Source organism: Desulfovibrio desulfuricans DSM 642 (assembly GCF_000420465.1).
Classification (GTDB): domain Bacteria; phylum Desulfobacterota; class Desulfovibrionia; order Desulfovibrionales; family Desulfovibrionaceae; genus Desulfovibrio; species Desulfovibrio desulfuricans.
In genome coordinates, this window is the sequence record NZ_ATUZ01000013.1 from 409,396 (window position 1) to 427,376 (window position 17,981).

Sequence of the window (17,981 nt, forward strand, 5' to 3'; positions counted from 1 at the left end):
ATTATGCCTCCTTTGCCATGCGCGTCAGCGCCACGGGCGTATCGATGACATGGTCGGCCTGGGCTGCGCGCAGTTCGTCCGCGCCGCGAAATCCCCAGGCCACGCCGATTGAGATCATACCCGCGTTGCGGGCGGTGAAGATATCCACGTTGCTGTCGCCCACGTAAAAGCTGCGCTCTGGCAAAAAGTCCATGTGCCGCAGCATGTCGAGCGGGGCGTCCGGCTCCGGCTTGAGGGGCACGCCCTCCCTGCCGCCGCGCACAAGGGCAAACGGCACATCAGGAAAGTAGCGGCGCACCAGTTCAACGGTGAGGTCGTCCGGCTTGTTGGAAAGAACGGCCAGGGCGTGGCCGTCAGCTGCGAGTTGGTGCAGCGCATCGGTGATGCCAGCATAGGGCTTGGTGCGCTCGCACATGTTTTCGCCGTAGCGGGCGCGGGCCTCTGCAATCAACGCTGTCAGCTGGTCTGAAGAAAGTTTTGCTGCTTCACCCTCGGGGAGGGCGTCATTCACAAGTTTGTGAAAGCCGCGGCCCACATAGAATCTGTACTCTGGCAAGGGATGGACTGGATAGCCGTGACTGGCAAGAACATCGTTGCAGGCCTGACCAATGTCTTCCAGGCTGTCAACCAGTGTTCCATCCAGATCAAAAATGAATGCTCTCATGTATGCTCCTGTGGGCCCTGCAAGCGGGCACCCGTACTGTAGCTGAAAAGCGGATTAAATCACAAGTATTCAATGGGTATTAATGCGAAAAAATCCACCATTCTCTTTTTTTTCAATGTGTTAAAGAATTGTTCCGCAAAAGGCGCATAAGGGTTTGTGATGCCTGTTGCTTTTTGTACTTTGCTGGACAGAATTTTCACGCATTGATAGAACAGTATCGCGGGCTCAAGATGCTGTATGTGACGACCGTCACGGAGGATCTATGGCAAGACATATTTTAAATATCAAGAGTCTTGGTGAAAAGGCGTCCTGGCTGCTGGTGCAGCAGGCATTGGGCATGCCGGAACCGAAGCTGCAAACAGACTTTATGGCGCAGCGCGTGGCCCTGCTGATGTTTTCGCAGCACTCCCTGCCTGAGAGGCTTTGCGTTTCTGCCGCTGTGCGGCAAATGGGCGGCAATGTCGTGTACGAGGGCAGCCGTGGCAGCTGGCGCAATGAAATGAATGATTACCAGGAACAGCTCCTGCCCGTTTTCAGCTACTACATTGACTGCATGTACATGTACGGCATGCCCGTGGGCGGGTGGGACATGGAGGCATCGTGCCTGCGTTTCCCGCTTATCAATGCGGGCAGCCCTGATGCGCATCCGGCGCATGCGCTGGCCGACATCGCCTGTATGTTGCGCAATTCACGCTATCTTGACGGCGTGACCTGCGGCTGGCTGGGCTGCGTCAACGGCACGCTGCATTCACTGATGGCGGCAACGGCATGGTTTCCCATTTCACTGCGCATTGCCGTGCCGTCCCGCGTGGACCCAGCGCCGCTCAAAGAAGCTGCGGAGCGCTATGGGTCGCGCATTACCATTGTGGAAAGTGTGGAAGAAGCCGTGCGGGGCGTCAACTATGTTTTTGCGGGCTGCCGTAGCGGCCTGACGGACGAAGAGCGCGAAAGCTGGCAAGTGACGCCGGAACTGCTCGCCAAGGCGGCGCATGACGCGCATCTTATGCTGAGTGCTTCGCCCATAGCGGCCATCCGTGTTGACGATTCCATTCTAGCCAGCAAGGCCTCACTGTTGGTGCAACAGGCAGAATACCGTTTGCGGGTTCACAAGCGCATGCTGCACTGGGTTTTTCTTGATAATGAAAGCGGGATCTAGTTTATGGGTTTGCAAAACGGGCAGGGCGGTCTGAATACGCTGTCTGCATTGGCGGCGGATTCGACTGCTGCGGGCGAGGCAAAGGCCAGTACTGAGAAAGCCGATGCTGCTTGCGGAACAGGACAGAATGTTCTGACTGCCAAAGAGCTTATTGAGTTCATACAGGTTTATGCGTCCACATTGCTTGCGGCGGGCGGGCAGACTTCACGGGTAGACCGCACCGCCTGCCGCATTGCACGGGCATATGGTTTTGAGGTGGAACTGGCAATATTCCCCAAGCACCTCATGCTTTCAGTCATCAAGCCAGCCGAAGGGGGCATTCCGGCAGAGCGACGCACTGCGGTCAGCTCCATTGTGTCTGGCGCGCCCAATTTTCAGCGAGTGGCGGCGCTCAATGCCCTGAGCTGGAGCATTGCCGATGAAAACCTCAGTCTTGCCAAGGCGCGCGAGCATTTCAGCGCCATCTGCGCGGTGCCCACGCTTAACCCTGTGCTGCTGCGTTTTCTTGTGGCCTGCGCCAATGCCGCCTTTTGCGGTTTGTTCAACGGCGATGCGGTGGCTATGGGGCTGGTTTTTTGCGCAACCTTTCTGGGCTTTTATCTGCGCCAGAAACTGCTGCACTGGGGCCTTGACCTGAAGGTCACGTTTTTTCTCTGCTCGTTCGCTGCTTCTTTGGTGGCGTCGCTGGGTGTGCTGCTGCATCTGGGCAACACGCCGCAAACGGGCATGGCTGCAAGCGTGTTGTTTCTCATCCCCGGCATCCCCCTGATCAACGCCATGCTGGATATTCTTGACGGACATGTGCTTATGGGCCTTTCGCGGCTGATTCAGGCCAGTACGCTCATTATCTGCATTGCTCTGGGGCTGGCTACAACCATGCTGCTGATGGGGGTGGATTCGCTATGATGCTGATAGACTGTCTTGTGGATGGAGCGCTTGCAGCTGTTGCCGCAGTTGGTTTTGCAGCCATATCGCGGCCCACCAAGCGGATAGCCGTCATGGCTGCCCTGCTGGCCGCCACGGGGCATATGAGCCGTTTTTTGCTGTTGCAGGCCAATATGGGGATTGCCAGCGCATCGCTCTGCGCCGGGTTGATCATTTCCTTTTGCAGCATGCCCATCGCCCGCCGCTGCCATACACCGGCGGAAATGTTTGTGTTCCCCGCGCTGTTGCCCATGATTCCCGGCATGTTTGCCTATAAGGCCATTCTGGCGACCTTGCAGTTTCTCAACACAGCCGGGACGCCTCAGGGCCAGACTGTGCTTGTCAGCGTTGTCTACAATGGGCTCACGGCATTTTTCATCATGTGCGCTCTGGCCATCGGGGCCATACTGCCCCTGCTTCTTTTTCACCGCGAAGCGCCGCTTGGCCGTACATTCCACAAGCTGAGCCAAGGTGGCAATGCGGTCTGAATCAGGCGCTTGTTCTGGCAGGAATAGTGTTGCCGTGCGGCTCGCGGCAGGCGCAAAGAGGATGGGAGCAGATATGACTGAGATAGATTCTGGCGTGAGAAGGCGCTGATCTGCGCTGATTTGCGCAGACCAGCGGCGATTAAAAAATACAGCCTAAAAATATGATCCTGATGTGCGTGTTCACGTCAGGATCTTTTTTACAGTCAGTTGCGCATGGCGGCAAAGGCCCACCACCATGCAGCAGTGCAGATCAGGGCCGTGAGTGCGCCCGCCGCCCACTGGTTCAACCGCTTGCGACAGTTCCGCACCTGCCATGCTTCAAGCGCTCCCAGTGCCAGTCCACAGCCAAGCCCGGCCAGATGTGCCGCATAGTCGGTATTCTCGCCTTCAGTGCCGAGCATGGCCAGCAAGGCGGCTGCGGCAGCCACTGGCAGCATGGCCTTGCGTTTGCCTTGCTGCTGGCAAGCCATGTAGCCGGAAATAGCCCCAATGCTGGCAAACAGCGCCGTGGAAAATCCCATGCTCAAAACCGGGCGGGGCCGCAACAGCACTGTCAGGGCATTGCCCATAGCGCCCCCTAGCAGGGTAAGCCACAAGGCTCTGCCAATGCCTGTCATGCGGGCCAGCAGGGTCATAAAAATAGCCCCGAAGGCCATGTTGCCGCAAAGGTGGGTGAGGCTGGCATGGAGGGTAAGCGCAGTGACGGTTCTGTACCATTCGTTGAAAACGCGAACCCGCACGGCGTCAAGAATGCCCGCGCTGCTCCACATGTCTGGCGGTGGCAGCGCGGCAGGAACAGGCCACCAGCCAACGCGCCAGCCGTGCCAGAGAATGAGCGGCAGCAGCGCCAGTAGTGCCATGTATGCGTGGGGAAAAACCCTTAGCGGGGGGGGCTGGGAAACCGGTGCGGTGCTTTCGCGCGCAAAGTCCCCCAGTTCCATGAGGGCAATGTTCTCAAACAGCGCGGGCACATAAATGTAGTCCCTGCCGTTCATCTGGACGGTCTGATGCGGGATGCTGCAGGCGTTGAGTACAAGCAGCCATTCACGAAAGCGGGCGTAGCCTGCGGTGCCTTGTAAACTGGCAACCGGACGCCAGTCGAGAGGCAGGCTGTTGGGCCTGCGGCGGGCGCGCCAGTAGCGCGAAAAGGCAAAAATTCTTGGCGGAATTGTGCGCATATGCAAAAAAGCCCCGGCAGAAACCTGTCGGGGCTGAAAGCTGCAAAAGGAGGTCAGTTAGGCCTGCTTACGCACCGTGGGCTTAACAACAACGCCAGAGCGCAGGCAACGGGTGCAGACGGAAAGGGTCCGCACGCTGCCGTCGGGGAACTGGTGACGCACGCGCTGCAAATTGGGATTGAAGCGACGCTTGGTCTTAATGTTGGAGTGGCTCACAAGATTGCCGACCTGGGGCTTTTTGCCGCAAAAGATGCATTCCTTGCTCATACATTCCTCCGTATATGCAAAAAAATAGTTCAATTCAAATGCGGCAAGAACAAAGCCCGCGCCGAAAAATGACAGCGTTGCATGTGGGCATAACCGCGCGAAAAGGTCATATAGCTCATGCAGCATGGAAAGGCAAGAAATTTTCTCAAAAAAAGGCGGTTGCGGTTCAAGTGCCGGGTAGCCAGCCAGACATCGAGCCGGACAGGCCTTAACACTCTGGAACAACAGAATTTTTCAAGAAAAACTGCAGGAGCTGGTTACTGTGCTACTCGGAAGTAATCCCGGTGAGTACGCGCCCAGTCAGACGCATCAAGCTCACGGGGCTTTTTTACTTCATCCTTGTGACCAATGGCCACGAGGCAAAGTACGCCATAATGACCGGGAATGCCAAGTGTTTTTCTCACTTCTGCCTCGGCGGAAGCGGCGCCGCTGGTGCGCAGGCGCATCTGCACCCATGTGGAGCCAAGACCCAGGCGTTCCACTTCCAGTTGTACCAGAATGGCAACAATGGAGGCATTTTCAACCCATACGTCCGATTTGTCGGTATCAGCCACCACCGCCAGCACCAGGGGGGCTGTGCGCAGGGGCAGGGTGCCGGAATCGCGGCAATCTGCCAGCGCGGCAATAACAGCCCTGTCGCGCACGGCCACCAGCTCCACCGGGCGGGTATCCTTGGATGAAGGGGCCAACAGCCCGGCCATAAGCAGTTTTTCCAGGTGTTCATCACTTACGGCTTGATCGGTGAATTTGCGTATGCTGCGGCGGTTGCTCAACAGTTCCAGCATGGCATTATCCTTTGTGGCTGGTGCGGCATGGCGCCGCTAGCTGAAAAGACGCAGGTTTGGCGGGCTCAGCGTCTCCAATGGAAAAGGGGGCCTCTTGGCCCCCTGTAGCGTTACATTCTTACTGAAACCGGCTGTTTGCCCTGTTCGCCTCCTGCACCTATGGAGGGGGCTTTGGAGGTCGCCAGTATATATATTTCGTGCGGGTCAAGAATCAGGATGACCGAACCATCGCCCATGATAGTTGCGCCCGAAATACCCTTGAGGTCGCCAAGGTATGCGCCAAGGGGTTTGATAACGATTTCCTGCCGCTCCAGCAGCCTGTCAACCACGAGGCCCAGACGGCGGTCGTTGTCGTGGATAACAACCACGGAAAGCACATCTGGCAGAGGATCAGTGCGGGGCAGGCCCAGCATTTCTGAAAGCTCCACAACGCCAAGCACTTCACCGCGCAGGGTTACGGCCTTGCGCCCCTTCACATCCGTGAGGCGTTCAGCTTCAATCTTGGTTGTTTCAGAGACTGCATCAAGGGGGATGGCATACATCTGACCGGAAACATTGACCATAAGTGCGTCAATGATAGCCAGGGTCAGGGGCAGGCTCAAGGTGAAACGCGTTCCCTTGCCCACCTCTGAATACGTGCTGACGCTGCCCTTGAGGTTCTTGATGTTGGTGCGCACCACGTCCATACCCACGCCACGGCCTGAAATATCTGTGATTTTTTCAGCCGAGGAGAAACCGGGGGCAAAGATGAGTTCCAGCGATTCGCGGTCATCAAGCTGTGCGGCTTCCTCAGGTGTGATGACGCCCTTGCGGATGGCAACTTCGCGCATTTTTGCGGGGTCAATGCCCTTGCCATCGTCTTCAATTTCAATGGCAACAGAGTTGCCCTTGTGGAAGGCGCGCAGCACAACCTTGCCCTTGGCGGGCTTGCCGGCAGCGAGGCGCTGGTCTTCAGGTTCAATACCGTGGTCAACAGAGTTACGGATAAGGTGGACAAGCGGATCGCCGATGACTTCAACAACGCTCTTGTCCAGTTCCGTTTCTTCACCTTCCATGACCAGATCCACTTCCTTGCCGCTTTTGCGCGAAAGGTCGCGCACCAGGCGGGGAAAGCGGGAAAAGACCGAAGAAACCGGAACCATGCGCACCTTCATGATGGTGTCTTGCAGATCGTCAGAAATGCGCGCCATGGCGTAGGTGGTTTCAGAAAGGCTCTGGGCGACCTGGGAAATATCCACGTCATGCCCGGTGTCTTCAAGTGAACGGGCGATGAGGGTATACCTGTTACGGTTGATGATGAGTTCGCCAATGAGATTCATCAGGTGATCAAGGCGCTCATGGTCAACGCGGATGGTGGAAGAACCCTTGTGGTTCTCGGCAGCCGGAGCCGCAGCCTGTGCCGCAGGCTTTGCCGCAGCCGGAGCCGCCGGTTTTGCAGGTACAGCAGGCTTGACTGCTGGTGCCGCCGGTTTTGCGGGCGTAGCAGGCTTTGCCGCAGCCGGAGCGGCTGGTTTGGCAGGTTCGACGGGCTTGGGAGCCGGGGCATCCTGCTTGGGGGTAGCCGGAGCCGACGCAGGCGCACTCGGTGCGGCTGTGCTGGCCGGGGCTGTGGAAGCCGGGGCGGCCTGTTCTTTTTCGGCCTTGGGTTCGGCTCCTGGTTCAGCAGGCTTTTCGCCCGCCGGGGCGGTGGGAGCCGGGGCAGCCGGAGTCGTCGCAGGCGCACTCGGTGCCGCTGCCTTGGCAGGGCGGTCCAGCGCAAGCTGAACCATATCCTTGATGATGGAAACTTCCTGATCCAGCAGGCCAACCATCAATTCAAAGTCAATACCGCTGATGCGCCCTTGATCCACTATGCCCGCCGTGCGCTCGGCATAGACCTTGATGTCTTCAAACTCCATGAAGCCGCAGGCGTTCTTGACCGCCATGAGGCAACGGTAGAGGGCATCAATGGAATCTTTGTGGCTGCCGTCTTTCTTGAGCGTTTCCAGCGCGGCATGAATAATTTCAAACTGCTGGCGCACCGTGACGCGAAAGGCTTCTGTGTCGTCGCTTTCTGCGCCAACGGCAAAAAATGTCGGCGTGACCACTTCAACCGGAGCGGGGGGTTCTGCGGCTGCAGGGGTTTCCTGCTCGCTGGCCTCCTGCGCTGCGTCCTCCTGGCTCTCGGCGGCTTCGTGGTGGTCGCCGTTGCCGTTCTGGCTGGCCTGGGCGTCAAGAAGTTCCTGCGGCAGGGAAATAGGGCCGCCTGTCTGGGCTTCCTGAAGCTGCTTGACCACGGGAGAAATGTTGAATGGGGTGGCTGAACCCGCCTCAATATTGATGCGCTGCACCAAGGCTTCCAGCACGTCAACCACAAGAAGCAGAAGGTCGATCAGCTCGTGGGTGGGCGTGATCTTGCCCTGACGGACATTATTGAGCAGGGTTTCTGCTTCGTGCGTGAGCGAATTCAGTTCGCTGTAGCCGATAATGCCGCTGTTGCCCTTCATGTTATGGAAGAAGCGGAAAATATCGTTGACCAGTTCATCACGGCCAACGGGATTTTCTTCCAGATCCAGCAGGGAGCTTGTGAGGTTTTCGATGGTGTCGTTAGACTCATCGATAAAATCTTTCAGGTGCCCTTCGCCAAAGGCGGTGAGGGTATACGTAGGCAGATCGGGCAGTGTCTGCACCCAATCCTTGCCAGACATGGCCGTAAACTCTTCTTCGTTTCCGGCGGTCGCGGCTGGGGTGTCAGCCGTGTTGTCGTTGCTGCTTTCGCTATACGCTTCAGCAGCTTCATCCCTCGTGGGCTGTTCAGCACTGATGGCAGGTTCTTCAACAACAGAGGCAGCTTCGACAATCTCTTCTGGCTGCGGCGCAGCTTCAGGCTCAGCCGCCACTGGCTGCGGCGCTGTTTCGCCAGCCATGATGGCATCGATCTGAGCCATGATGTGCCCAATCTCCACTTCGCCTTCGGCGTTGCTGGATTCAAGATTGTCGATCATCTGGCGCAGTGCATCGGTGGATGCCAGAATGACATCCATGATCTCCGAGGTCACAACCATTGTGCCTTTGCGCAGCTCGTCCAGAATATTTTCAGACTTGTGCGCAAGCTGATTGATGCGGTTCAGCCCCAGAAAACCCGATGCGCCCTTGAGGGAGTGCATGGGCCGAAAGATATCATTCAGCAGAGCAAGATTGTCCGGCGCCTTCTCAAGCTCAAGAAGGTTAGGCTCGATGGTTTCGAGATGTTCTTTGGCTTCCGCGATAAAATCGGCGAAAAGTTCCGGATCAAAAAATTCCTGGCTCATAACCTGTACCTTTATATGGCTGAAAGCACACTAGGCCCGAATTGGACACATACTGTCTTTCTTATCGGCTATCCCAGAAGCATCTTTATATTACGGACCATTTTTTCAGGCTGTGCCGGTTTTACCATATACAGGTTGGCGCCGAGGCTCATGCCGGTCTGGATGTCTTTTTCCTGCCCTTCCGTTGAAAGGACAATAATAGGAATATCCTTATAGGCATCCTGAGCGCGGATGGTCTTGATAAACGTGAAGCCGTCCATGCGGGGCATGTTCACGTCCGAAACAATCAGGTCGACCGGCTCAAGGCTGTAAAGCTTTTCAATAGCGTCAAGGCCATCCTCGGCGGTGCTGACCTTGAAGCCTTCGCCCTTGAGAACAAAGGCTACCAGATTACGGATAGTCTTGGAGTCGTCTACGACCATAATATGTTTTTTCATAGGTGATCCTGTCCGTCTGTTGTTGGCTGCCGTACAAAATTTCACCGAACTCTAGAGATTATTCAGACTATTGGCAAGTCGAACCGTATGCTGTCTCAGCTAGGCAGACGATCAGACTTCAATAAGTTTGTCGACAATCAGTTCCGGGTCGATAATACCGTGGAGGCGTTCCTTGATATTGGCGAGGCCGCACAGAAAATCTGCCCCTTCGCCAAGTTGCGCCTCAATGTTCCAGCTGATGCTGTCTTTTGAAACCATGTACATGGTATGTATTTTGTCGATAATAAGGCCAAGCTGCATGTCTTCTGTGCCACAAACGATGATAAAGCTCTTTTCGGTATAGCGCTTTGTCTGGTCCGTGGTCAGCAATGCATCCAGGTGCAGCAGTGGCGTAACCTTGCCGCGCAAGTTGACAACACCAGCAATAAAGGGGGGCGCCATGGGCAGCCGGGTCAGCGGCATGTAGCGCAGCACCTCGACAATTACCGGCACTGGCAGCAAAAAAACCTGTTCGCGCACATAGAACGAAACCATCTGTACCTGTTCTTCTGCCGCAAGCCTTGTGCGCAAGGAAGGCCGGGCAGTTTCTGCTTCTGCATGCCCGCCATGATGGGCTGGGCGCGCTTGGTCTTTTGCTTCTCCTGCTGCGCCAGCCATCACCTGCTCCGGTTCGAGCACCGGCATGGTCTGCAACGCATCGCTGCCCAGATATTTTTGCACAAAGGCCTGTTCCGCAGCGCTCAGCGCTGCGTCTGCCGCTTGAGGCACGTCCAGGCACTGGTCTGCAAAGTACTCTTCGGGCGTTTTTACCATAGTTTTACCACTTCTTCTGCAAGCGAATTATACCCGAGCGCACCCTTTGAGCGGGCGTCGATATCATAAATGGTGCACCCCTGGGCGCTGGCCTCACGAAAGTGCGTGTCCACCCCAATGACCGTTGTAAACATGGATTGCCCCATTTTGCGGCGCATCAGTTCAAGTACCCGCGTGCAGGCTTTTGCTCTTCTGTCATACATGGTGGGCACCGCCCGGTAGCGTACGGGCCTGCCCAGGGCCTTGTTCAACGTGTGCAGCGTGTCGAACAGCAGCTTGAGCCCGTGCAAGGCAAGAAAATCTGTCTGGATCGGAATTATCAGCAGGTCTGCGGCGACCAGCGCATTGACCAGCAGAATGCCCACATGGGGCGGACAATCCAGAATTATGTAATCGTACTCATCGCGCACATGCGTGAGGCTGCGGAGGAGCACACTTCCCTTGGCCTGGCGCTCACGAAAGTCAACTTCAAGCTCTGAAAGCCGTATGCTGCCCGGCGCCACATCCATCCCCGGCAGCGCCTGCACATGGATAAGATCGGGCCAGATCACGGGCCAGGCATCTTCCTGCGCAAGAAAAAGATCGTGCAGGCTGCAGGTGATGCCTTCGGGGTATATTCTCGCATGCAGCGTGGCACAGGCGTGGGGGTCAAGATCAAGAACAAGAACCTTTTTCCCCATGCGGGCAAGCGCGCTGCTCAGCGAAATGGATGTCGTGGTTTTGCCGACGCCCCCTTTTTGATTGGCAATAGCCAGAACTTTTGCACACATGGTATCAGCATCAGCTCATTTTTCTGTAAACGATGGTTCCCTTGTGGTGTTCAAGCTGGAACGCGCGGCTGATGTTGTGCAGGGATTCGGAATGCCCGATAAGCAGAGCTCCGTTGATTTCAAGGTTGTCGTAAAAGGCGTTGATAACCTTGCGCTTCATTTCATCGTCAAAGTAGATGATAACGTTGCGGCAGAAAACAATCTGCGATTTTTCAATACGTTTGAGCTGTTCCCTGTCATTAAGGTTAATGGGCCCAAAGGAAATGAGCGACTTCAGTTCCGGCTTGACCCTGTACTGGGTGTCTTCCTTGATAAAATATGCGTCCACAATTTCCTTGGGGGTCGTGCGCAAGGCATAATCGTTGTAAACACCCCGGCGAGCAGCCGCCAGAACGGCCTCGGAAAGGTCGTTGGCTGTGATCTTGATGTCCCAGCTGGAAAGTTCGCTTTTCAGAACCTCACACAATATGATGGCAAGCGTGTAGGGTTCTTCGCCCGTGGAACAGCCAGCCGACCAGATGCGCAGCTTTTTGCGCCCAGCCTTGCGGCACTGGTCAAGAATGTCGGGCAGCACACTTTTTTGAAACACTTCAAGCTGCGGCGGATTGCGGAAAAAGCTTGTTTCGTTGGTTGTCACCACTTCAAAAAGCTTGGTGAGCTCTGTGCGGCGGCTGCCGTCAAAGCGCAAAAAGTTGTAATAGTCGCTGTAACTTTTGAGGTTCAGTTCCTTGATGCGGTTTGAAAGCCGGTTTTCAACAAGGTACTTTCTGTTTTCAGCAATGAAAATGCCGCACTGCTGATAGATGAAATCACGCAGTTGCAGAAATTCTTCGTCCGATATCTGCAAATCCTTGCGGAAGGGCGAGGCTGCGCGGGTGCTGTCTGCCGCTTGCGTGGGCGAGCGAAAAGCCGCAGCAGGCGTGAGCGGCGGGCGCATGGCGCTGGTCGCGGGTGCGCTTTGCGCGGACCGTGTGGCACCAAAGCCGCCCGCAGCAGGCGCGGGGCTTGCTGCGCGCGGGGGCAGGGCAGACCCCAACGGAGGCCTTGCTGTTTGCCCCAGGCCTGACTGGCCTAGCCCTGATTGCCCAAGACCAGTTTGCCCGAGAGGAGGCCGAGTTGTCGCTCCAGACAGCCCGGATGCGGTCTGACCAAGGCCGGATTGTCCAAGGGGCGGGCGTGTTGCCGCAGGCGCAGTTGGGCTGGTGGCACCGCCTGCACCCGCAGGTGTGCGGAATGCAGAACCTGTCAGGCCTGTGCCTTGCGCCGGGCTTGCAGGGGCCGGAGCCGTTGTTCTGAATGGCGAGGCAGGGGCGGGCGCAACGGGTTTGGCAGCCGGAGCTGCTGGCGCTACCCCGGGCGTTGGCGTCACGCCAAGCCGTGGACGTTGCTCTGCGGGAGTAGCCGCGCCGCCAGCAGATGAGCCGTTGCCGCTGTTCTGGGCAGAGCCGAGCGGGCTTTTGGGAAATAACGTAGGGGGCTGAGACATACCTACTCCTGTTCGGCCTGGATCGTTGCCACCGCTTCTTCCGCTGCATGCTGGATATCCGGGTCTTCATGATTCATCAAACCCAGCAGCACGCTAAAGGCCACATTGCCGCCGATCTTGCCAAGAGCCTCAATAATTTTGAGGGCCACCATGGGGGTTGAATTCTCAAGCATTTGAGCCAGTTGCGGAACGGCATTGGCAACCTTGTGCATGCCCAGCGCATCAACGGCGCGTATGCGAACCCATTCGTTTTCGTCATCAAGCCCATTGAGAATGTAGGGCAGCACAGTTGGGGAAGCGATCTGCCCAAGCAGGTCGATCACTGCAAGACGAACATCCTTGTCTTCATCTGAAAGGCGGGGCAGCAGCAGGGGCAGATATTCCTCGGCCTGTTCGCCAAGACTCTGGAATGATTCCACCGCCACCTGCCGTGTGCGGGGGGATTCATCTTCAAGCGCTGCCGTTATTTCAGGCAGATTTTCCAGGATGCCGTAACGTCCAAGGGCGTACACGGCCATCATGCGCTGCATGGGCTCTTCGCTCTTGGCGCGTTCCTTGAAGCGTTCGTTCAGCTTGGGGCTGTGCAGGTTGATGCAGGCTTCCAGCGCCATTTCCTTAACGTCCACATAGCGGTGATCCAGCTGGGCGAAGACAAGGTCTTCCACGTCAGGGCAGGTGGGCTGGTTGCCGAAGAAGACCAGTGCGCTCTTAAGAACTTCTGCATCTTCTGAATCATTCATGATTGTTACAAAGAATGGGGAGTCGGCGCAATCGCCAAGCTGGGCCAGTTCCGCTGCTGCCATGCGCTGCAGTTCCGGGCTGGCATCCCAGAAAATATTTTTGAGATCAGGCACGCAACGGCGGTCTGCCATAAGATGACAGGCCTCCATTGCCAGCAGGGTGCGCGATTCATCAACGCTGTTGAGGGCATCGCGCACGGAGTCATTGTAGCCGATGGCGGCAATGGCCTTGATGGCGGCTTCATAAAGTTCATCCTGGCGTTCGCTGTCAAGGGTGGCGGCCATGTTGATGATGTCTTCGGTGCACGCATCCGACCCGATGGCGCTCAAGCCTTGCAGCGCGGCCAGCAGGACGTCTTCATCGTTATCTGTAAGGGCGTCGAGCAGGTAGGAACGCAGCCTTTCCTGCGATTTGCCAGCCAGCAGCGACAAGCCGCGCCCGTTGAGAATCTGCACGATAGCTTTGACAATCTTGTGGCGCAGGGCTTCGCGAACATTTTCAAGCGAACTGAAGAGCAGGGGAATGGACTTTACATCGCCCATATCGCCAAGGGCGTCCACAATGGCCGAACTCACAAGGGACGAGGCCTGGGAAAGCAGTTTCACGAGGGCGCTGGCGGCGGAGTAGTCCTTGATTTTCGCAAGGGCTTCCACCACGGCAAACTGCACCCATTCTTCATCGTGCATGGCCTGACACAGGGGGTTGACGGCTTCGGGAAAAGCCAGTGTGCCAAGGCTCACAGCAGCCTGATAACGCACGTTCACTTCCGGGTCTTTGAGCAGGGCGCGGCAGAGCAGCAGGCAGGACTGATGCGTACGGCAGTATCCCAGAATATCTGTGATAAATATCCGCAAGTCCACATCGTCGTGCTGCAGGTAGGGCTGAATGCTCTCAATGCTGTCCGAGCCAATTTCGCGCAGAATGTCCATGGCCACGTTGCGCACGGGGGCTTCATCGCTGCTCAGGAGCGGCAGGAGAGCTACGACCACCTGCGGCCCGCGAATTTTGCGCAGGGCGTATTCCGCTGCTTCCTGTACGCCCACACTTGGGCTTTTGATGTGTTCGCAGAGCATGGGAACTGCATCCTGGAGGCCCTGATCGCCAGCGCTGAATGCCGCGTCGCGAATCGCGTCATTTTCGCCCGACTTCAGGGCTTCAAGAATTGCTTTGTGCTGTGGATTTTCCATGTTCATAGTCATGTCCTGCTACGGTGGGGTCAGCCTCTGACCGTTGTTATGATGGCGTTGGCAATATCGTCCACATCGAGAATGAGGTTGGCGAGCTTGTTGTCTACAATCGCCTTGGGCATACCGTATACGACACAGGAGGCCTCATTTTGCGCTATAAGGCAGCCACCCTTCTCTTTAAGAACCTTGGACCCTTCGCATCCGTCTGAACCCATTCCGGTGAGAATCACGCCAAGTGTGCGTCTTCCCATTGCTTTGCCCGCAGTTTCAAAAAGCACGTTTGCCGAAGGTTTGTAAAGGGCATCGCGCGGTTCTTCTGCAACAAAGATTTCTGGCAGCGGGCCGCGCATGCGAATGCCCAGATGCTTGCCGCCAGGGCAGACATACGCGTGACCTGTTTTGAACTTGTCACCGTCCTGGGCTTCGGTAACGCCGATCTGGCAAACACTGTCGAGGCGCTTGGCAAAAGGATTTGTAAAAGCCGCCGGCATATGCTGCGCAATAAGTATGCAGGCCGGAAGATCGGCAGGCAGTGCCGAAAGAATCTTTTGCACCACTGGCGGCCCACCGGTGGATACGCCGATTACAACCAGATCGCGCGGCCCGGTGCAGGGCGTTTGCACATAATCCGCAGGTTGCGAAGGCTGAGGGCGTGGAACTGGAACCTGAATCTGGTTGATGCGTCTGTACTTGAGTTTGATGATGGTTTTACGCCGTGCAATGGCACGCACCTTGCGCTGCAGTTCCGCCCCAAAACACTCCCGGTCGCAGCTCATGGTTTTTGGAATAAAATCAAGAGCGCCGTACTCTAATGCCTTTAATGTGCTTTCTGCGCCGCTCTGTGTGAGAGAGCTGACCATCAGCACGGGAATCGGAGTTTTTTTCATCAACTGCTGCAAAACTCCAAGGCCATCAAGCCTTGGAAGGTCGACATCAAGCGTCATTACGTCCGGATCGAGTTCTTCGGCTTTTTCCAGGGCCTCCTGACCGTTGCGGGCTACGCCCACAACCTTGATTTCAGAATCCTGCTCCAGAAGTGAAGTAATGGTGTTGCGCATAAAGGTTGAATCATCAACCACGAGGACACTGATCATAGGATAAGCTCACTCCAAAAAATTCTCTCTCTATCTAGTTTTTGTATGCTACGTCAGGCATTATTTTTTTACAAATAAAAAATTACTTGCCAAACTACTCAGTCTCGCTTATGTTCCCTCTCTCAACGGGATGTGGCTCAGCTTGGCTAGAGCGCAGCGTTCGGGACGCTGAGGCCGCGCGTTCAAATCGCGCCATCCCGACCAGCAAAATCAAGGGTTTACGGTGACCGCCGTAAGCCCTTTTTTTGTTTTTGCATCAAGCGAATCTTTCCTTTTAAGGATAAAGAAGCGCTCCATTGTAGACGGCGGCAGTCGGAAACAGGAATTATGCATTAGCGACTGGCCGTTTTTATGTCGCCAGGATGTTCCGTAAAAGCAATTTTGCGCGAATCCTGTGTGTTCTTAACGGCAAGAAAGCCCGTTTCTGAAGGGATGCTTATCACATCCCCCAAGAAACGGGCTTTCTTCTATTTTGCGGCAACCGAGGCTATAGGCCCTGCGGATGCTTGGTCTCGTTGCTCTAGAGCGCGCTGAGCGCGCCATGCACCTAGCTCAGTGAGGCAAGGCGCTTGATGGCTTCTTCCGTATCAGCAGGGGAGCCAAAGGCCGTCAAGCGCACGTAGCCCTCGCCAGAAGCGCCAAAGCCAGCGCCGGGCGTGCATACAAGCGCCGTGTTGTTCAGCACGTGGTCAAAGAATCCCCAGGAGGTCATGCCGTCAGGCACGCTCACCCAGATGTAGGGAGCATTGACGCCGCCGTAGACGGAAAGACCCATGCCGGTTACTGCTTTACGCAGGCTTTCTGCATTGCGCTGGTAGCCGTGGATAACGTCCATGACCTGCGCCCGGCCTTCCGGGCTGTAGGTGGCGGCAGCGGCACGCTGCACAATGTAGGGGCAGCCGTTGTACTTGGTGCACTGGCGGCGGTTCCAGAGGCCGTTGAGCGCAACCTTGCCGCCCTTGCCATCGCTGACCTGGAGCGCCTTGGGTACAACCGTGTAGGCGCAACGCAGGCCGGTGAAGCCAGCGGTTTTGGAGAAGCTGCGGAATTCCACGGCCACTTCCTGCGCGCCCTCAAGCTCATAAATGCTGTGGGGAACAGAGCTGTCGGTGATGTAGGCCTCGTAAGCGGAGTCATACAGAATGACGCAGCCCTCACGGCGGGCGTAGTCCACCCAGCCTTGAAGCGCCTGGCGCGAGAGCACGGTGCCCGTGGGATTATTGGGGTAGCACAGATAGATGATGTCGGGCCGGGTTTTGGGAAAGTCCGGCACAAAGTCGTTTTCCTTGAGGCAGGGCAGGTACACGAGCCTGTCCCACTGCTTGCCGTCAAATTCGCCGGAACGGCCCGCCATGGCGTTGGAATCCACATAGACGGGGTAGACTGGGTCTGTCACTGCCACAATGCTGTCAGCGGCAAAAAGCTCCTGAAAATTGCCCACGTCCGACTTGGCGCCATCGCTCACGAACACTTCATCGGGGCTCAGGTCAACGCCGCGCGCCTTGTAGTCGTGTTCCGCGATGATTTCGCGCAAAAAGGCATAGCCCTGTTCCGGGCCGTACCCGTGAAACGTGGCGGCATCGCCCATATCGTCCGCAGCCTTGTGCAGCGCCGCAACAACGGCAGGGGCAAGGGGGCGGGTCACATCGCCAATGCCCAGGCTGATGACGCGCTTTTCGGGGTTGGCTTCCTTGAAGGAGGCGACCTTGCGGGCTATTTCCGCAAAAAGATAGTTGCTTTGCAGCTTGAGAAAATTGCTGTTTACGCTGGTCATCACATTCCTCTGAATCAGATGTGGTAAGTGCCGGTAAAGACGGTGACGGCTCCGCCGGTCATGTAGACATGGTTGGAAATTTCGTCCCAATGGATGTGCAGGGTGCCGCCTTTGAGTTCCACGTCAAGCTCGCGCCCGGTAAGGTTGTTGAGCACGCAGGCAACCGCAACGGCGCATGCGCCGGTGCCGCAGGCAAGGGTTTCGCCCGCGCCGCGTTCCCACACGCGCATTCTCACCTTGGTGGAGGAGATCACTTCCACAAATTCGGTGTTGGTGCGCTGCGGAAACAGCCTGTGGTGCTCAAAGCTGGGGCCGATCTTGGGCAGATCAAGGTCGTCTATGCCTTTCATGAACACAACCGCATGCGGGTTGCCCATGGAAACAGCGGTAATATCGTAGCCAGCGCCGTCAACCTCGACCGGGCGGGCCACAAAGCGCTGGGCGCTTGTGTCGCCCTCGACCAGCACGGGAATGTTGGCCGGGGTCAGCACGGGTTCGCCCATATCAACCGTAGCGCCGCAAACCTCGCCGCCTTCAAACAGCAGGCGGACGATTTTTTCCCCGGCGCGGGTTTCAACGCGGATAACATCCTTGGAAAGAATGCCGTGGTCGTGAACATATTTGCCCACGCAGCGGATGGCATTGCCGCACATTTCAGCCTCGGAACCATCAGAGTTGAACATGCGCATGCGCACGTCTGAAGTGCCGGAAGGCAGAATCAGTACAAGACCGTCAGACCCGACACCGAAATGGCGGTCGCTGATCTGTCGGGCAAGGTCGTTGGGGTTCTCGACACGTTCTTCAAAGCCATTCACATAGACATAATCGTTGCCGATGCCCTGCATTTTTGTAAAGCGCAGTGTTGCAGCCATATATACTCCTTATCATACGGGGGGCCGAAACAGGCTGCCCATAATTATCTTGGCA

The 17,981-nt window shown here is 56.6% G+C and carries 16 protein-coding genes and 1 tRNA gene; 4 read left to right on the forward strand and 13 right to left on the reverse strand.

Translation table 11 applies throughout. The features are described 5' to 3' along the window. Position 1: 1 nt before the first annotated feature. A complete protein-coding gene (locus tag G449_RS0107400; protein WP_022658672.1) occupies positions 2-664 on the reverse strand; it encodes an HAD family hydrolase in 663 nt (220 codons plus the stop codon). A 262-nt stretch (positions 665-926) separates the two neighbouring features. Here G449_RS0107400 and G449_RS0107405 point away from each other — a divergent pair, with 262 nt between their 5' ends. From G449_RS0107405 to G449_RS0107415, 3 genes are read left to right on the forward strand one after another with little or no spacing between them, the layout of a single operon-like run. Then, complete coding sequence (locus tag G449_RS0107405; protein WP_022658673.1) at positions 927-1,820, forward strand: aspartate/ornithine carbamoyltransferase Asp/Orn-binding region; 894 nt, start codon at positions 927-929, stop codon at positions 1,818-1,820. A 3-nt stretch (positions 1,821-1,823) separates the two neighbouring features. After that, positions 1,824-2,726, forward strand: coding sequence for a threonine/serine exporter family protein (locus G449_RS0107410; RefSeq protein WP_022658674.1), 903 nt, complete (start codon positions 1,824-1,826; stop codon positions 2,724-2,726). Further along, positions 2,723-3,232, forward strand: a complete 510-nt coding sequence (locus G449_RS0107415) for a threonine/serine exporter family protein (protein WP_022658675.1) — start codon at positions 2,723-2,725, stop codon at positions 3,230-3,232. Before G449_RS0107410 ends, G449_RS0107415 begins: the two co-directional genes overlap by 4 nt. A gap of 203 nt (positions 3,233-3,435) precedes the next feature. Here G449_RS0107415 and G449_RS0107420 read toward each other — a convergent pair whose 3' ends face one another. From G449_RS0107420 to G449_RS0107465, 10 genes are all read right to left on the reverse strand, one after another. After that, positions 3,436-4,410 (reverse strand): rhomboid family intramembrane serine protease, encoded by a 975-nt coding sequence (locus G449_RS0107420; protein WP_022658676.1) that lies wholly within the window; start codon positions 4,408-4,410, stop codon positions 3,436-3,438. Positions 4,411-4,467: 57 nt separating this feature from the next. Then, the gene (gene rpmB / locus G449_RS0107425; protein WP_027180796.1) at positions 4,468-4,677 is read right to left on the reverse strand and encodes a 50S ribosomal protein L28; all 210 of its coding nucleotides are present in this window, start codon (positions 4,675-4,677) and stop codon (positions 4,468-4,470) included. Between the two features lie 257 nt (positions 4,678-4,934). Next, entirely contained in the window at positions 4,935-5,462 is a 528-nt protein-coding gene (locus tag G449_RS0107430) for a nitroreductase family protein (RefSeq protein ID WP_022658678.1), read from the reverse strand. A gap of 110 nt (positions 5,463-5,572) precedes the next feature. Further along, complete coding sequence (locus G449_RS0107435; protein WP_022658679.1) at positions 5,573-8,752, reverse strand: chemotaxis protein CheA; 3,180 nt, start codon at positions 8,750-8,752, stop codon at positions 5,573-5,575. Between the two features lie 68 nt (positions 8,753-8,820). Next, complete coding sequence (locus tag G449_RS0107440; protein ID WP_022658680.1) at positions 8,821-9,189, reverse strand: response regulator; 369 nt, start codon at positions 9,187-9,189, stop codon at positions 8,821-8,823. A 111-nt stretch (positions 9,190-9,300) separates the two neighbouring features. Beyond that, on the reverse strand, positions 9,301-10,002 hold the full coding sequence (locus tag G449_RS0107445; protein WP_022658681.1) for a chemotaxis protein CheW: 702 nt from the start codon (positions 10,000-10,002) through the stop codon (positions 9,301-9,303). Next, positions 9,996-10,772, reverse strand: coding sequence for a ParA family protein (locus tag G449_RS0107450; protein WP_022658682.1), 777 nt, complete (start codon positions 10,770-10,772; stop codon positions 9,996-9,998). Before G449_RS0107450 ends, G449_RS0107445 begins: the two co-directional genes overlap by 7 nt. Positions 10,773-10,782: 10 nt before the next feature. Then, positions 10,783-11,619, reverse strand: coding sequence for a CheR family methyltransferase (locus G449_RS18275; RefSeq protein WP_051135416.1), 837 nt, complete (start codon positions 11,617-11,619; stop codon positions 10,783-10,785). Positions 11,620-12,260: 641 nt separating this feature from the next. Next, the gene (locus tag G449_RS0107460) at positions 12,261-14,192 is read right to left on the reverse strand and encodes a HEAT repeat domain-containing protein (RefSeq protein WP_051135397.1); all 1,932 of its coding nucleotides are present in this window, start codon (positions 14,190-14,192) and stop codon (positions 12,261-12,263) included. 23 nt (positions 14,193-14,215) lie between these two features. Beyond that, on the reverse strand, positions 14,216-15,280 hold the full coding sequence (locus G449_RS0107465; RefSeq protein ID WP_022658685.1) for a protein-glutamate methylesterase/protein-glutamine glutaminase: 1,065 nt from the start codon (positions 15,278-15,280) through the stop codon (positions 14,216-14,218). 126 nt (positions 15,281-15,406) lie between these two features. On the opposite strand from G449_RS0107465, the gene G449_RS0107470 reads away from it, so the two are divergent. Further along, positions 15,407-15,484 (forward strand) — tRNA-Pro (locus tag G449_RS0107470). A 343-nt stretch (positions 15,485-15,827) separates the two neighbouring features. Here G449_RS0107470 and G449_RS0107475 read toward each other — a convergent pair. Both G449_RS0107475 and dapF read right to left on the reverse strand, forming a co-directional pair. After that, a complete protein-coding gene (locus G449_RS0107475) occupies positions 15,828-17,054 on the reverse strand; it encodes an LL-diaminopimelate aminotransferase (RefSeq protein WP_022658686.1) in 1,227 nt (408 codons plus the stop codon). A gap of 14 nt (positions 17,055-17,068) precedes the next feature. After that, positions 17,069-17,926: a diaminopimelate epimerase gene (dapF, locus tag G449_RS0107480; RefSeq protein ID WP_022658687.1), complete on the reverse strand. Its 858-nt coding sequence runs from the start codon at positions 17,924-17,926 to the stop codon at positions 17,069-17,071. Positions 17,927-17,981: the final 55 nt, after the last annotated feature.

Coding starts and splice junctions, on each gene's coding strand:
- G449_RS0107400 (WP_022658672.1), bottom strand. CDS start 664: ATGAGAGCATTCATTTTTGATCTGGATGGAACACTGGTTGACAGCCTG.
- G449_RS0107405 (WP_022658673.1), top strand. CDS start 927: ATGGCAAGACATATTTTAAATATCAAGAGTCTTGGTGAAAAGGCGTCC.
- G449_RS0107410 (WP_022658674.1), top strand. CDS start 1,824: ATGGGTTTGCAAAACGGGCAGGGCGGTCTGAATACGCTGTCTGCATTG.
- G449_RS0107415 (WP_022658675.1), top strand. CDS start 2,723: ATGATGCTGATAGACTGTCTTGTGGATGGAGCGCTTGCAGCTGTTGCC.
- G449_RS0107420 (WP_022658676.1), bottom strand. CDS start 4,410: ATGCGCACAATTCCGCCAAGAATTTTTGCCTTTTCGCGCTACTGGCGC.
- rpmB (WP_027180796.1), bottom strand. CDS start 4,677: ATGAGCAAGGAATGCATCTTTTGCGGCAAAAAGCCCCAGGTCGGCAAT.
- G449_RS0107430 (WP_022658678.1), bottom strand. CDS start 5,462: ATGCTGGAACTGTTGAGCAACCGCCGCAGCATACGCAAATTCACCGAT.
- G449_RS0107435 (WP_022658679.1), bottom strand. CDS start 8,752: ATGAGCCAGGAATTTTTTGATCCGGAACTTTTCGCCGATTTTATCGCG.
- G449_RS0107440 (WP_022658680.1), bottom strand. CDS start 9,189: ATGAAAAAACATATTATGGTCGTAGACGACTCCAAGACTATCCGTAAT.
- G449_RS0107445 (WP_022658681.1), bottom strand. CDS start 10,002: ATGGTAAAAACGCCCGAAGAGTACTTTGCAGACCAGTGCCTGGACGTG.
- G449_RS0107450 (WP_022658682.1), bottom strand. CDS start 10,772: ATGTGTGCAAAAGTTCTGGCTATTGCCAATCAAAAAGGGGGCGTCGGC.
- G449_RS0107460 (WP_051135397.1), bottom strand. CDS start 14,192: ATGAACATGGAAAATCCACAGCACAAAGCAATTCTTGAAGCCCTGAAG.
- G449_RS0107465 (WP_022658685.1), bottom strand. CDS start 15,280: ATGATCAGTGTCCTCGTGGTTGATGATTCAACCTTTATGCGCAACACC.
- G449_RS0107475 (WP_022658686.1), bottom strand. CDS start 17,054: ATGACCAGCGTAAACAGCAATTTTCTCAAGCTGCAAAGCAACTATCTT.
- dapF (WP_022658687.1), bottom strand. CDS start 17,926: ATGGCTGCAACACTGCGCTTTACAAAAATGCAGGGCATCGGCAACGAT.